At 61.9% G+C, this 13,132-nt stretch carries 11 protein-coding genes; 2 read left to right on the forward strand and 9 right to left on the reverse strand.

The features are described from left to right. Positions 1-191: 191 nt before the first annotated feature. From DWX39_RS10125 to DWX39_RS10135, 3 genes are read right to left on the reverse strand one after another with little or no spacing between them, the layout of a single operon-like run. Positions 192-1,397, reverse strand: a complete 1,206-nt coding sequence (locus tag DWX39_RS10125) for an ABC transporter permease (protein WP_117759784.1) — start codon at positions 1,395-1,397, stop codon at positions 192-194. Then, a complete protein-coding gene (locus DWX39_RS10130) occupies positions 1,384-2,571 on the reverse strand; it encodes an ABC transporter permease (RefSeq protein WP_117759786.1) in 1,188 nt (395 codons plus the stop codon). Before DWX39_RS10130 ends, DWX39_RS10125 begins: the two co-directional genes overlap by 14 nt. A 9-nt stretch (positions 2,572-2,580) precedes the next feature. After that, the gene (locus DWX39_RS10135) at positions 2,581-3,519 is read right to left on the reverse strand and encodes an ABC transporter ATP-binding protein (RefSeq protein ID WP_117759802.1); all 939 of its coding nucleotides are present in this window, start codon (positions 3,517-3,519) and stop codon (positions 2,581-2,583) included. A gap of 151 nt (positions 3,520-3,670) precedes the next feature. Between DWX39_RS10135 and DWX39_RS10140 the strand changes: the two genes are divergently transcribed. Both DWX39_RS10140 and DWX39_RS10145 read left to right on the forward strand, forming a co-directional pair. Next, on the forward strand, positions 3,671-4,861 hold the full coding sequence (locus DWX39_RS10140; RefSeq protein ID WP_147336401.1) for a sensor histidine kinase: 1,191 nt from the start codon (positions 3,671-3,673) through the stop codon (positions 4,859-4,861). Further along, the gene (locus DWX39_RS10145) at positions 4,858-5,487 is read left to right on the forward strand and encodes a response regulator transcription factor (protein ID WP_117759790.1); all 630 of its coding nucleotides are present in this window, start codon (positions 4,858-4,860) and stop codon (positions 5,485-5,487) included. Before DWX39_RS10140 ends, DWX39_RS10145 begins: the two co-directional genes overlap by 4 nt. 590 nt (positions 5,488-6,077) lie before the next feature. On the opposite strand, the gene DWX39_RS10150 is transcribed toward DWX39_RS10145, so the two are convergent. From DWX39_RS10150 to DWX39_RS10175, 6 genes are all read right to left on the reverse strand, one after another. After that, positions 6,078-6,419 carry a 4Fe-4S dicluster domain-containing protein gene (locus DWX39_RS10150; RefSeq protein ID WP_117759792.1) on the reverse strand — a complete coding sequence of 114 codons (342 nt, stop codon included), beginning with the start codon at positions 6,417-6,419 and terminating at the stop codon, positions 6,078-6,080. Between the two features lie 7 nt (positions 6,420-6,426). Beyond that, positions 6,427-7,515, reverse strand: a complete 1,089-nt coding sequence (locus tag DWX39_RS10155) for a nickel-dependent hydrogenase large subunit (RefSeq protein WP_117759794.1) — start codon at positions 7,513-7,515, stop codon at positions 6,427-6,429. Positions 7,516-7,520: 5 nt separating this feature from the next. Further along, complete coding sequence (locus tag DWX39_RS10160) at positions 7,521-8,222, reverse strand: NADH-quinone oxidoreductase subunit C (RefSeq protein WP_117759796.1); 702 nt, start codon at positions 8,220-8,222, stop codon at positions 7,521-7,523. Beyond that, positions 8,222-8,839 (reverse strand): NADH-quinone oxidoreductase subunit B family protein, encoded by a 618-nt coding sequence (locus DWX39_RS10165; protein WP_117583682.1) that lies wholly within the window; start codon positions 8,837-8,839, stop codon positions 8,222-8,224. The genes DWX39_RS10160 and DWX39_RS10165 overlap by 1 nt, the downstream gene beginning before the upstream one ends. A gap of 12 nt (positions 8,840-8,851) precedes the next feature. Beyond that, positions 8,852-11,734 (reverse strand): proton-conducting transporter membrane subunit, encoded by a 2,883-nt coding sequence (locus DWX39_RS10170; RefSeq protein ID WP_117759798.1) that lies wholly within the window; start codon positions 11,732-11,734, stop codon positions 8,852-8,854. Between the two features lie 283 nt (positions 11,735-12,017). After that, positions 12,018-12,413: a helix-turn-helix domain-containing protein gene (locus tag DWX39_RS10175; RefSeq protein ID WP_117759800.1), complete on the reverse strand. Its 396-nt coding sequence runs from the start codon at positions 12,411-12,413 to the stop codon at positions 12,018-12,020. Between the last annotated feature and the right edge of the window lie 719 nt (positions 12,414-13,132).

Here is a 13,132-nt window from a genome sequence, read left to right on the forward strand (position 1 = left end):
TAATTTCAAAGTCCAAGAAATGGGATGCAGTTCAATTTAAGTCTGTCCCCAATGAGTGCCGGCAGGAAAGGAACGTCCCCAAGTGCCGACATATTGGGACAGTCCTTGCCAGCCCGGCCGGCGAGCCGGCGAATCGGCAAAGACTGTCCCCAGCGACCAGTCGTTTAAGAACGTCCCCAATGACTAGGTGGCTAGGCGTGGGATTTGTTGTGCGCGAGGGCTAGGCCTACGGCGGCGATGGCGGCGGCGAAGAGCACGGTGACGCCCAGGTCGCAGGCGATGTCGCCCAGCACGGTAGACGTCAAATCAGAGGCAAGCGCCTTGCCGATCGCGTCGTTCACCCAAAACGTCGGCACAAAGTGCGCCACCGTCTGCACGGCCGAGCCCATCATCGAAAGCGGCATCCAGGCGCCGCCCAAAAACGTCATGAGCAAGCCAAGCAGGTTGCCCACACCGTTGAGCAGCTCTTCGCGCGCGCCCAGGCTCGAAAGGGCAAAGCCAACGGCCAGCGGCGTGCACGCCAGGGCAAACGTTGCCGCCAGCGCCAGGCACACACGGCCCACGCCGACCTCGGCGACCGCGCCGGCAAAGCCCACGACGCCCATCATGCTCGACACAAACCAGATACAGACAGTGAGCACGGCGGCGGCCGCGAACACGGCAAGCGAACGCTGGCGCTCGGAGAGCGGACCGGCCTCCATGCGGCGCACGCGCTCGGGCTCGTTCATGCCCGAGAACACCAGCCCCACCGACACGATGACCGACGAGATGATCGCATACGCGCCAAAGTTGAAGTACGACTCGAGTGTAGCGGCGGCAGTCGAGTCAACCTTGACCTGCTCGATCTGGACCTCCGCACGCTTTGCGGCAGCATGCTCGGCGGCCTTGGCGACATCGCCGTCGGAAGCAGCTGGCTCAAGTGCCGCCGCAGTACCCGCGAGCGAGACCCACCGCGAGGCCTCGGCAGACGAAAGCGCTGCCGCCATGGTGCCGGAGCCGTACGTCACATCGAGCTTGGGCAGGTCTTCCCCCGCACGCGCGGCTGCAACAAGATCGTCCTCAAACCCCTCCGGGATAAAGAACACGCAATCGGCGCTGCCCTTGGCGCTGTTACTCTTGGCGAGCGCATCCGCAAGGTCGTACATGTCGTCACCAACGCCCGTGACCAGGTCAAAGCGTGAGCCTAGGTGCTTGGTAAGCGCCCGCGAAAGGTCGCTATTGTCGCGGTCGACCACGATCACATTGGTGTCGTAGGGCTTGTACTCGGTAAGCTGCGACGAGTTCCAGCTCACCGAGGCCGCGATGAATACGCCCATGAGCGAGATGAACACCGTATAGATGAGCAGGTATAACGGGTGCGCGAGCGCCATGCGAAGCGCGGTCTTAAAGGTGCTCATAGCGGCTCCTTCCAAAGATCAGCGTAGCGGCGACGACAAACACCAGGGTCATCAGGACGAGCGCGCCGGCGCGGACGGCGAAGGGCCCCAGATCCTCAAAGAAATACAGGCGGTTGAACATGTCGCAGATGAGCTTGACGGGGTTGAGCCAGCACTCGGCCGGGCAGGCGCGGGCGACATCGTCGGCAAGCGCCATCGCCGGCTCGCCGTAGAGTCCGGCGAACAGGGCGCACGTGGTAGCGAAGCCCGTGAGGATACCGGACTTGGACGCCTTGCCGCCCTTAACGGGAAGCGTGCCCACAAAGAGCCCCAGGCCCGTGGCGGCAAGCGCGGATGCAGCACCGCCCACCAGACACAGCCCCTCGCGCCCGCCAAAGTCGACGCCAACGACTAGGCGCACGTAGCCAATCGCGACCGCCATCGAGGCAAATGAGACCAGCCACGAGCCGACAAAGATGCCGGCCAGCGACGCTGTCTTGGAAAGGCCGCCCACGCAGCGGCGCGCACCAAGGCCCGACAGATTGGGCTGCAAATCGACGACGCTCAAAGCGGCAAACTCGGCAGACATCATCGCGACCAGACCAAAGAGCGCGTAGTAGTAAATGGTCGTGCCGTCGGGCGTGGTGCGCGTCAGGCTCACGCGGCGGGTTCCGCCCTCGAGCGACAGGGCGCGCGCAACCGCCTCCGGGTCGGCGAGCGCCGCCGGGTTGTCTTGGGCAATCTGGCGCATGAGCTCGGCATTTTGCGTATACGAGCTCGCCACCGTCTCCAGGATGCTGCGGTCGGTGAGCGCCGTACTGGCGCGCGAGCTATCGTAGCTCGAAAGCAACGTAAGCTTGGGCGCGCCCGCGGCATCGACCGTGTAGACGCCCGCGACTTCGCCGGCCTTGAGCGCACGGTTCGCGGCAGCCAAGTCTTCGTACTCGCTCACATCGAGCAGCTGGTCGTCGCCTGCCTTGGCAAGCGAAGCCGCCACATCCTTAAAGGTCGAGGCATCCCAGGCCTCGTCCGCCACGACGGCAACCGGCACCGGGTCGACCGTGCCGTCGGAGCTGAGGTTCGCAAACATAAACATGAACATCGTGGAAAGCGCGATAGGAAAGAGAGCGCCCCAGACCCACGTGCTCGGCCGGCGCAGCAGCGTCTTGACCGTGGTGATGATGGTGTTGAACATGGCCGCCCCCTAGTCGCGCAGCTCGCGGCCGGTGATCTCGAGGAACACGTCGTTGAGGGTCGGCGGTTCGGAATAGATGCGGCCGAGCGGCACGTCATGCGAGCGCAGCGCATCGAGAATGTCCGTCAGGTTGTGCGGGCTCGCTTCGCACGAAAACGTGAGCTGTCCCGCCGTTGCCGAAAGGTCCAGAACGTGCGGCAGGCTTGCGACGGCACCGAGCGCCGCACTCGGAACCTCGCCGACCTCGATTACAATCTTCTCGCCCATCTGAATCATGCGCTTGAGCTCGTCGTTAGTGCCCTGCGCCAGCACGCGCCCACCGTCCATGATCATGATGCGGCTGCAGATTTGCTCGATTTCCTCCATGTAATGGCTGGTATACACCACCGTGGCACCCTCGTCGCGCAGGCGGCAAATGCCCTCCAGGATGGCGTTGCGGCTCTGGGGGTCGACCGCCACCGTGGGCTCGTCGAAGAAGATGAGCTCGGGCTTGTGCGCGATGCCGCAGGCAATGTTGAGCCGGCGCGCCAGGCCGCCCGAGAGCTTACCGGGGCGGAACTTGGTAAAGTCGCCCAGGCCGACAAAGTCGATCGCCTCGTCCACCAGCGCGCGGCGGCGCTTGCGGTCGTTGACGTAGAGACTGCAGAAATAGTCGATGTTCTCGCGCACGGTGAGCTCGTCGAACACCGCCACCTGCTGCGGCACCACACCGATGCGGCGCTTGAGGTCGTAGCGGGCGGGCGTCATGCGCTCGCCGAACAGCTCGATGGTGCCTTTGTCGTAGGCGAGCAGCTGCAGGATGCAGTTGATGGACGTGGTCTTGCCCGAGCCGTTGGGGCCCAGCAGGCCAAAGATCTCGCCGGGGGCGATACTCAGGTTAAAGTGGTCGAGCGCAATAAGGTCGTCGTAGCGCTTAACGAGGTTTTCGACGTGGACGATGTCTGTCATGAGGCGGCCCTTCTGTTGCTTGCGGCCCGGTACGATTGCATCATCGCAGGAGCTGACGGCGCGCACCAGTGAGCTTTGTCACGAGTGCGGGGCGGTCGCGTAGCCTGCTGACGCGACCGCCCCGCCGCGTGGGAGGAATGTCACGGTTGCTTTGAGTGGCGCCTCCCCCGTGCGCGGCATCGCGTACAATACCCGTATGAACAGGCTATTCGACAAATCGATCGTGCTGGCGTGCTGCATCGCAGCCGCCACGGGCCTTGCTGTGGATGCTCGCCTGGTCGCGGCGTTTTGCCTTGGCGTTGTCATCGCCGCGCTGGCCGAGGTCGCGCAGGGAGAACGCGCCCGTCGCGCCAGCGAGGCCGGCAGCTACGCCTACGTCATCGCGGCTGTCTTCGTGCCGCCGTTTGTGCCGTTCGCACCTCTCGCCCTCTATGACATCGCGCGACGCGTGCGCCGTGAACGCATCTGGCCCGCGCTGGCAATTGGCTCCGTGTTTGCCTGCGCACTTGCCACGGACCTTCGCTGCGGCGCGCTCACCACCCGAACGCTGTTGCTAACCGCCATCCTTTCGGTCGCCGCCACGTTGCTGTCGCTGCGCACCGCGCAGCTGGAGCGCGAACAGGAACGCATGCGTCGCACCCGCGACAAGCTGCAAGAACGCGCCCTGGCACTCGAGGCACGCAACCGCGACCTCGCCGACCGCCAGGACTACGAAGTCGAGCTCGCGACGCTCGCCGAACGCGCCCGCATCGCGCGCGAGATCCACGATAACGTGGGCCACCAGCTCACGCGCGCTTCGCTTCAAACCGAAGCCCTGCGCGTGGTCCATGCCAACGAGCCCGGCGTTGCCGCCGATTTCGCCGACGTCAAATACACCGTTGACGAGGCGCTCCAGCTCGTGCGCGCCAGCGTCCACGCGCTCAACGACAACGCCGTCGACCTTTCCGTGCAGCTCGAACGCATCGTTGAAGGCGCGCGCTCGGACGGCGGTCCGCGGATTGAGCTTGAAGTTATGACCGAACATGCGCCCGCAAACGTCGCGAACTGCTTTGCGGCGGTCCTGCGCGAGGCGCTCTCCAACACCATGCGCCACGCTTGCGCCCATGCTGTCACTGTACGTTGCATGGAGCATCCGTCGTTTTACCAGCTCATCGTTACCGACGATGGCGCGGGCGGGGTTCAAGCAAGCGGCCACGGCGCCGCGGAGGGCATGGGGCTTGCCTCTATGCGCGAGCGCATCGAGGCGCTTGGCGGCACCTTCACCGCCGGCCCGCGTGCCGGCGCCGGCGGCTGGCGCGTGTTTGCCACCGTTCCCAAACAGCAAGGAGATGATGGCCGATGAGGCTCATCGTTGTCGACGACGACCGCCTAGTGGTCGATTCGCTCAAGATTATCCTGGGCGCCCAGCCGCAGATCGAGGTGGTGGGCACCGGAGCCGACGGCAACGACGCGGTGGCACTCTACGCCGAACTCGCACCCGATATCGCGCTGCTCGACATTCAGATGCCGGGGCGCGACGGCCTATCGGCGGCGCGCGAGATCCTCGAGCGCGATCCTGCAGCACGCGTGGTGTTTCTGACAACGTTTTCGGATGACGAGTACATTGTGTCGGCACTCAAACTGGGCGCCCGCGGCTACCTGATCAAGACCGATGTCGCCGCTATTCCGCCGGCGTTGGCGCAGGTCATGGAAGGTAAACGTGTGCTCGAGGGCAAGGCGATCGAAGATGTTGACTTTGACGGGATGGGCGACAAGACGGGCACGCCCCGCCGGCCCGCAGCCTTTGCCAGCCTGACCGACCGCGAGTTCGAAGTCGCCGAGCTCATCGCCCGCGGTCTCGATAACAAGGAAATCGCCGCCACCGCCTATATGGGCGAAGGCACGGTGCGCAACCACATCAGCTCGATCCTTGCAAAGATGGGCCTGCGCAACCGCACGCAGATCGCCATCGCCTACCTGCGAGGGTAATTACCCAACGGTCAACCGCCCCGGCACAGCAAAATGGCTGTAACCGATTTAATGCCATTTCAAAACTATGCCGGATTACTACGATGAATCGCCCGCCTTCGACCACGGCAAATTGCGCGCTTACAAAACCGCAGGTAGAACGCTTGCATTATTTAGAAAAATGCAGTCATGGTCGGGAATGTCGAATTCGTCGTAGTAAACCGACATAGTTTTGTTCGGATAGTCCCGCACGGATACCATCCCAGGCCTCGCGGGACAAAAATGATCCGTTTTCTTCCGCCCGCGGAGATCGGCTGACAGCGCCCGCCACGAAATCGGTCCATCTACTACGTTTGACTCGATGCCCCCGACCATACCCGCTTTTCATGCAAAATCGCAGACGTTCTACCTGCAGTTTTGCTTTTGCATTTTTCGCCATGGTTGAGGGTAGCGGCTTAAACGTAGTAGATGGGCCCATTTCGTGGCAGGCGGGTCATTTTCGGGCTGGACGGGTCGCGTGGCGGCCCACCCGCGCGTTCACGCGCGGGGCCGGCGGGGCATTTTTCCCCCGCCGGCCCCTATTCCAGCGCTATACCAGCCCCATTCCAGCGCTACTCCGGCTTGGTTTCTACCGTGGGAGTCTTATCCGCCGCGACTGGAGTGCGCGCGGTGTCCATAGTCAGGCAGTGCTTGGGGCAGCTTTCGATGCACTCGCCGCACACCACGCAGGCGTACGGGTCAATCGACCAGGTACCGCCCTTGCGATCGACCGCGAGCGCGCCCGCCGGGCAGCGACGCGCGCACATGCCGCAGCAGATGCACACGTCCATGTCGTTGACGATGTGCCCGCGCAAGCGCTCGGGCGCCGTCAGCTCCTCCTGCGGATAGCACACCGTGACCGGCTGCTTGACCATAGAGCCCAAGGCCGTCTTGGCAAATGTCAGCAAACTCATGCCGCGCCTACCTTTCCGTGCAGCTAATGCAGGGGTCGATGGTCAGGATAATCATTGGCACGTTGGCAAGGAGCACGCCCTGCAGCGCATGCGTCAGACCCGCCAGGTTTTGCGACGTCGGCGTTCGCACGCGAAAACGGTCCAGGTTCTTGGTGCCGTTGCCACGCACATAGTAGTACGCCTCGCCACGCGGCTGCTCAATCACAACCTCGCCGCGCGCGCCGTCGGCCGGCGTAAGCTTGGTGCGCCCGCCAATGCCGTCGTGCGGAATCTTGCCCACAAGCTCCTTGATGATGTCCATAGCCTGCGTGACCTCGGCACAACGCACCTGGCAGCGGGCATAGCAGTCGCCGTCGGTCGCCACGATGGGCTCAAACGCAGCCAAGTCCGCATAGGCACCGTCGCCAAACATGCGCACGTCGTAATCCACGCCCGAAGCGCGACCGAACGGGCCGACCATCGAAAGCTCCAGCGCGTCCTTCTTGCTGATCACGCCCACGCCATGTAGGCGCTCACCACAGCTGTCATCGTCCAAAAACGTATGTACCAGGGCCTCGTAGTCGGGACGCATGGCATCGAGCGTCTGGACAATGCCCGCCAGCTCGGAATCCTCGATATCGTGCTTAAGGCCGCCGATCTCGTTAATCGACAGGATCACGCGACCGCCGCACGTGCTCTCAAAGATCTTGAGAATCTGCTCGCGCAGCGTCCACGAACGATAGAACAGCGCCTCAAAGCCAAAGGCATCGGCGAGCAGGCCCAGCCACAGCAAATGCGAGTGAATACGCGAGAGCTCGTGCAGAATGGTGCGGATATACTGCACGCGGCCGGGCACCTCGATGTCAAGCATGCGTTCGCAGGCGCTGGCATAGCCGCAGCTGTGGCCCACGGCGCAAATGCCGCAGATGCGCTCGGCGATGTAGCCAAACTGATGCATGTCGCGCTTTTCGGTGAGCTTCTCGAGTCCGCGGTGCACAAAGCCGATCTGCGGAATTGCCTCGATGACGCGGTCGTCCTCGATTACCAGGTCCAGATGAAGCGGCTCGGGCAGCACCGGGTGCTGCGGGCCAAACGGAATTACGGAGCGATGAGCCATGGACCTTACGCCTCCTTTTTCTGCTTGTCGCGGACGGCCTTGGCGGCAAGCGCCGCGCGGACCTTGGCCGCTTTCTCGGGATCCATGGCGGCGAGCTTTGCCTCCATCTCGGCAGCCTTGAGCGCGGCCTTGGCGGCAGCCTCGTCATGCTGAGCATCGGAGCCGGCAGCCGCTGCGGGCTGGGCGGCAGCAGCGCTCGCAGCACCCTCCCCTGCAGCAGCCGCAGCAGCGGCGGCCTTTTCGGCCGCGGCCTTGCGCGCCTTGGCCTCGGCGGCCGCGCGGACCTTCATGGCCTTCTCGCGCGCGGCCTTCACCTCGGGCGTGATAACGCTCATGGGTTCAGCGGTCGAGACCTGGTAGAAAAAGCCCTTAAAGTCGATCTGCATATCGGTGATGGCAAGACCGAATAGGTCGTGCGCTTCGTTTTCAAACGGGAATACCGCCGGATAGTACGAGCTGATGGACGGAATCTCCTGGTACCGATCAATTCCCTCAACCACCAGGTTCTCGATCGCATAGCTGCCGTCCTGCGCAATATGCTCCTGAGCAGCACGAACGTTGATAAACGTATAGACCAGGCGATACGATCCGTCGTCCACACAGCGCTCGGCGTGCATCTGCACAAAGCGGGCACCGGCGCCCTTGAGCGCCTGGACATGCGACAGAAGCTCGTCGAGCCCAACGGTGGTATAGATAGCCTTTTGCATTACTCGGCCTCCTTTGCAGCGACGGGCGTCTCAGCAGGTGCGTCGCCAGCAGCGGGTGCGGCGGGCTTCCCGGCAGGCGCGTCACCGGCACCGTCAGTCCCGGCCCCCGCAGCCACAAACCCGTCCTCGCCCAGCTCAACGCCACCGTCCCAGGTAGCGGCACCGCCCACGGTAAGCGGATCGCCGCCGGCGCGCATCACGGACTCCTTCTGGTCCAGGATGCCGCACGCCTCCACGATGGCATCGATCACGGTCTCGGGGCGAATGGCGCATCCGGGCGCGTACACGTCCACGGGAATCGCGCGGTCCACGCCGCCGATCACGTTGTAGGCATCGCGGAACACGCCGCCCGAGCACGCGCAGATGCCGCAGGCCACCACGCACTTGGGCTCGAGCATCTGGTTGTAAATCTGGCGCACGACAGGCAAGTTCTGAGCGTTGACCGAGCCCGTCACCAAAAAGATGTCCGCATGCTTGGGGTTGCCGGTATTGACCACGCCAAAGCGCTCCGCATCGAACAGCGGCGTGAGCGAGGCCAGCACCTCGATATCGCATCCGTTGCAGCTCGAGCCGTCGTAATGAATAACCCACGGCGAGCGCGACATTTTATGATCCATGGATGCCGCCTCCTAAATAAACACGTCGACGAGAATGGGCATAAGGTTGAGCAGGCCAAACACCAGCGCCACGCCCCAGCCGAGCTTAAAGCAGCTGCGCCAGGTGCTGCGGGCAAAGGTGTTGTCGATCAGGACCTCGACAAAGTACGTCGCGGCCATGACGATCAGGGCGACCAGCCAGCTCACGGGGTTGTCCCAAACAAAGAACATGCCCACCCACATCAAAAACAGCACGGTCTCGCACCAGTGCATAAGGGTCATCTTGGCCAGCGTGCCGCCGCTCATCTCGGTGGCGACGCCCTGGACAATCTCCTGATGCGCGTGATGCGAGTACGAAAGATCGAACGGCGACTTGCGCAGCTTGATGGTAAGCACCGCGAGCAGCGCGAGGAAAATGGGCGCGCTGTACACGATGATGGGGACCGACTGCCCCGTCACGGCGATGGAATCGAAGCTATCGGTGGCAAGGTACAGACCCACACTCATCAGCAAAACGGCGGGCTCGTAACTCATAACCTGCAACAGCTCGCGGTCAGCGCCAACCTGGGCAAACGGGCTTTGCGTCGAGGCGGACGCCAACACCACAAAGATCGCGGCGAGCGTCACCATAAAAGCGCACAGCAGCGTGTTGGAACCCGACACAAAGATACCGCCGCCCACCACGGTAAAGATGAGCGCGCACGCCATATAGGTATCGTCCATGGTGTTTACGCTGGCGGGGGCCTTGCGCAGCAGCTTGGCAACATCGTAGAAGGGCTGCAGCAGGCGCGGGCCCACGCGGCCCTGCATGCGGGCCGAAAGTTTGCGGTCAACGCCGTCGATCAGGCCACCAACCAAAGGCGCCAGCAAGGCAAACGCCACGGTGCCAATAAATATGCCCACGACGCCCGAACCTTCAAAATACTTGCCGCGCAGCACCGAGGGCGCGCTCATGGCAAGCCGCTCGGGCCCAATCCACGCGCAACACAGCAGCGCAAACAAGATAATGCCGCAGCACACGACGCTGCCCGCGGGGCCAATACGCTTCTCGCCAAGGGCGTCCTCCGAGTACCAATTGCGCTTTTCGGCCTTCACCTCGCGTCCCATCGAGCCGCGGAAATGGCGATATTTGTCGGTTCCCACGCCCGAAAGATATACGTTTACGTGCGGTTTGTTGCTCACGCGGAATGAAGTCAGCAGCACCACGGCGATAAACGCCACGATAACCACCATCAGATACATGGAGTCCTTGCCAATAACGTACGGCACGCGGCCAAACACCATGGCCAGGTAAGGCGACACCAGACCGCTCGAGATAACCGGGAACGCCACGCAGCACAGAATCAGCAGCGCGGCGATGGTGTTGAGCGCCATCCATTCGGTCTTATGGACATTGACTTCAACGTTTTGAGCCGTGGGGTCGACGCCCGAAAGCTTGGCAAGCCACTTGCCCCAGAAGAAGAACGTCGCGGCCGAGCCAAAGGCAAGCACCATGATCATGAGCACGTTGCCGGTCTGTGCGAACGCCACCAGGGCGCCCCACTTGGACACGAGCATGCCAAACGGCGCCACAAACATGCCCATGATGCCCAGCATCATCAGGCGCGTCAGGTGCGGCATGCGGCTAAACATACCGTCCATGTCCTCAATATTGCGGCTGCCGATATGATGCTCGGCGGTGCCCACGCACAGGAATAGCAGCGACTTGGCCACGGTGTGGAACAGGATTAGGAAGATGGCGGCCCATACGGCCTCGGGCGCGCCGACACCCAAGCAGGCGCTGATAAGGCCCAAGTTGGAGATGGTGGAGTACGCGAGCACGCGCTTGGCGTTGCTCTGCGAGATGGCCATGAGGGCGGCGAGCAAAAACGTGATGGCACCCACACTCGTGACCATGAAGCCGGTCACGGGATAGATGGCATAGAGCGGGCTCAGCTTGACCATCAGGAACACGCCGGCCTTGACCATGGTGGACGAGTGCAGTAGGGCGCTCGTAGGAGTGGGGGCAACCATAGCACCGAGCAACCAGGTATGGAACGGCATCTGCGCGGCCTTGGTGAGTGCGGCGAGCGACAGCAGAACGACCGGCATCACCAGCAGCGCGGACTGCGCGGTACCGGCGCCGGCAAGCTCGATCATGCCCGAGATGGTCAGCGGCATGCCGCTAAGGTGCAAGAACATAAGGCCCGCCAAAAACGCGATGCCGCCCAGCATGTTGAGGATGATCTGAGTGAAGGCGTTTTTGATGGCCTCGGGCGTGCGCGTGTAGCCAATCATAAGGAACGAGCACACGGTGGTGATTTCCCAACCGCAGAACAGCCACTCCAGGTTGTCGCTCGTCACGATGACGAACATGGCCGAGAGGAACAGGAACATGAGCGCCAGGAACTGCGGGCGTCGGTCGGGTGCGGTCTGCCCGCGCAGCGCGGCCTCGTGCTCGTCGTGGGCCTGGAAGTCCTTCATGTAGCCCAGGGCATACACGCAGATAAGGCTACCGACGATGCCGACGGCAAGGACCATGATCACACTCATGTAGTCTAGGTAGAGCGGCGTCGCCGTGACGGCTTCGGCCGCGGGCAGCGTCATGGCTGCAAAGACGAGCGAGCCCACCAGCTGGACTATGCCGAGCACCGTGGTGAGCGCGTTCCTATATTTGTACGCGTTGTACAGGATGACGGCACACAGGATGACATCGATGGCGGAGCTGATGATGGAGAGCACGTGCGAGGTGCCGGGAGCAACCTCAAAGCTCTGCGGGCCCGTGCCAAAAAACATGACGGCGACTACAACTGTCACCGCCATAATGATGCCAGAGCCTACAAGCCCTACCGCGTCACGGGCTCGGTCACCGCGCGCAAGCAGCATGCCCAGCGCCGGTACCAGCGGAAACAGGGTAAGGAAATACAGTAGCGTCATACCATCACTCCCCCATGCCAAAACGCTGCAACTGTTTAACGTTATAGCTCAATTAAGGAGTAGCAGCGGCGGGTTTTCGGTCAACTGGGGAGTTTTAGGCGTACGGGGTAAGGGCACGTCCGCTTTGGAGCAGAGGGCGACGTTTCCTTACCACAGCGACGGGCGCGCGGGCCACCGCGTGCGGCTTACTGGCCACTTTGGAGGATGTCCCAATAGGCTCGCGGCGGTCCGAAAAGTTGGCGCGGCAAGAAAAATGCGCCTCGTGGGCGCACCATCCCGTTTGCTATTCCATCTTTTTAACGCGCGGCTTGCGACCGCGCGGCTTATCGACCAGTGCGGACTCACCGCTCTCGCGGTACTGACGGCACCAAGCCTTGACCGAAGACTCGCTGGGAATCTTGTGCTTGATCATGGCCTCGCGAACCGTCAAGCCGTTTTCCAGACGGTCCTTAACCACAGCGAGCTTTACGTCGTACGAATAGGTGTGATGATGCGAACCGGCATTGAGAACGGCGTCGGCACCGCCCACGGCGTACGCGCGGGCCCACTGACGAGCCGTGGCCTGGGGAATGCCAAGCTCCGCGGCGAGGGCGCGATGACCGACCCCCTCTTGGAGGATCTCGACGGCGCGCTGCCTAACCTCGGGCGCATGCGTGCGAGTCCTAGTTGCTTCCGACATACCTGCCACTTCTTAGCCTTAACCGTTAATCTGCCTTCTTACGTGCATGTTAGATAGTAGCATTTTGCTGTTCGCGCGTAGCAGTTAATTGAAAATAGCAACGGCGTCATCTGGGCATTTGCTATTAATTTGCGACATTTCTTTACGTTTAATTTACGCAGCTAGTTAGCCCGCAGCTCATTGATGGTGTTTTACCAGCCAGATTGATATCTTTTTGTTTCGCTTGGTATGGTTTTCATAATTATTAACCCCTCAGCCTCTGAGCTAGCATGTCAGTCTTCCGCTTACTTTCCAGCTTTCTTCTTAACTTTCCAGCTTTCTACCCAGCTTTCCAGCTTTCCACCTAACTTTCCAGCTTTCTTTCCAGCTTTCCACCTTAGGTGTTAAGTTAAGTGGAAAGTTGGAAAGATGATGGGAAGTCGGAAAAGCTAAAACGCCTTTCTCCAGCGACGGCTGGACAGTTAGTTCAGATACGTATTTTTCTATGCTGATAAAGCTGCGCTATGGTCCCCGGAGAGGGTTCTTTGGCGACTCATTGCACGCAAATCGAGCCCAGATGGCTACCGAACCCTAGTTTTGAGCCCCTTTCTTCCCCAAAACGAGCGCCGGATGCGCCTACTGCGGTCTGGAATTATACGTATCTGAACTAACTGTCCAGCGGAGTCCAAGACTGGGATCGCGCAGATCAGAACCACCCTTAAAAAGGGTGGTTTGCTCTT

It is taken from the genome of Collinsella sp. AF19-1LB (assembly GCF_003459655.1).
Lineage (GTDB): Bacteria > Actinomycetota > Coriobacteriia > Coriobacteriales > Coriobacteriaceae > Collinsella.

Bases quoted from the DNA above. Each gene is read 5' to 3' on its own strand.
- DWX39_RS10125 (WP_117759784.1), bottom strand. From the start codon at position 1,397: ATGAGCACCTTTAAGACCGCGCTTCGCATGGCGCTCGCGCACCCGTTA.
- DWX39_RS10130 (WP_117759786.1), bottom strand. From the start codon at position 2,571: ATGTTCAACACCATCATCACCACGGTCAAGACGCTGCTGCGCCGGCCG.
- DWX39_RS10135 (WP_117759802.1), bottom strand. From the start codon at position 3,519: ATGACAGACATCGTCCACGTCGAAAACCTCGTTAAGCGCTACGACGAC.
- DWX39_RS10145 (WP_117759790.1), top strand. From the start codon at position 4,858: ATGAGGCTCATCGTTGTCGACGACGACCGCCTAGTGGTCGATTCGCTC.
- DWX39_RS10150 (WP_117759792.1), bottom strand. From the start codon at position 6,419: ATGAGTTTGCTGACATTTGCCAAGACGGCCTTGGGCTCTATGGTCAAG.
- DWX39_RS10155 (WP_117759794.1), bottom strand. From the start codon at position 7,515: ATGGCTCATCGCTCCGTAATTCCGTTTGGCCCGCAGCACCCGGTGCTG.
- DWX39_RS10160 (WP_117759796.1), bottom strand. From the start codon at position 8,222: ATGCAAAAGGCTATCTATACCACCGTTGGGCTCGACGAGCTTCTGTCG.
- DWX39_RS10165 (WP_117583682.1), bottom strand. From the start codon at position 8,839: ATGGATCATAAAATGTCGCGCTCGCCGTGGGTTATTCATTACGACGGC.
- DWX39_RS10170 (WP_117759798.1), bottom strand. From the start codon at position 11,734: ATGACGCTACTGTATTTCCTTACCCTGTTTCCGCTGGTACCGGCGCTG.
- DWX39_RS10175 (WP_117759800.1), bottom strand. From the start codon at position 12,413: ATGTCGGAAGCAACTAGGACTCGCACGCATGCGCCCGAGGTTAGGCAG.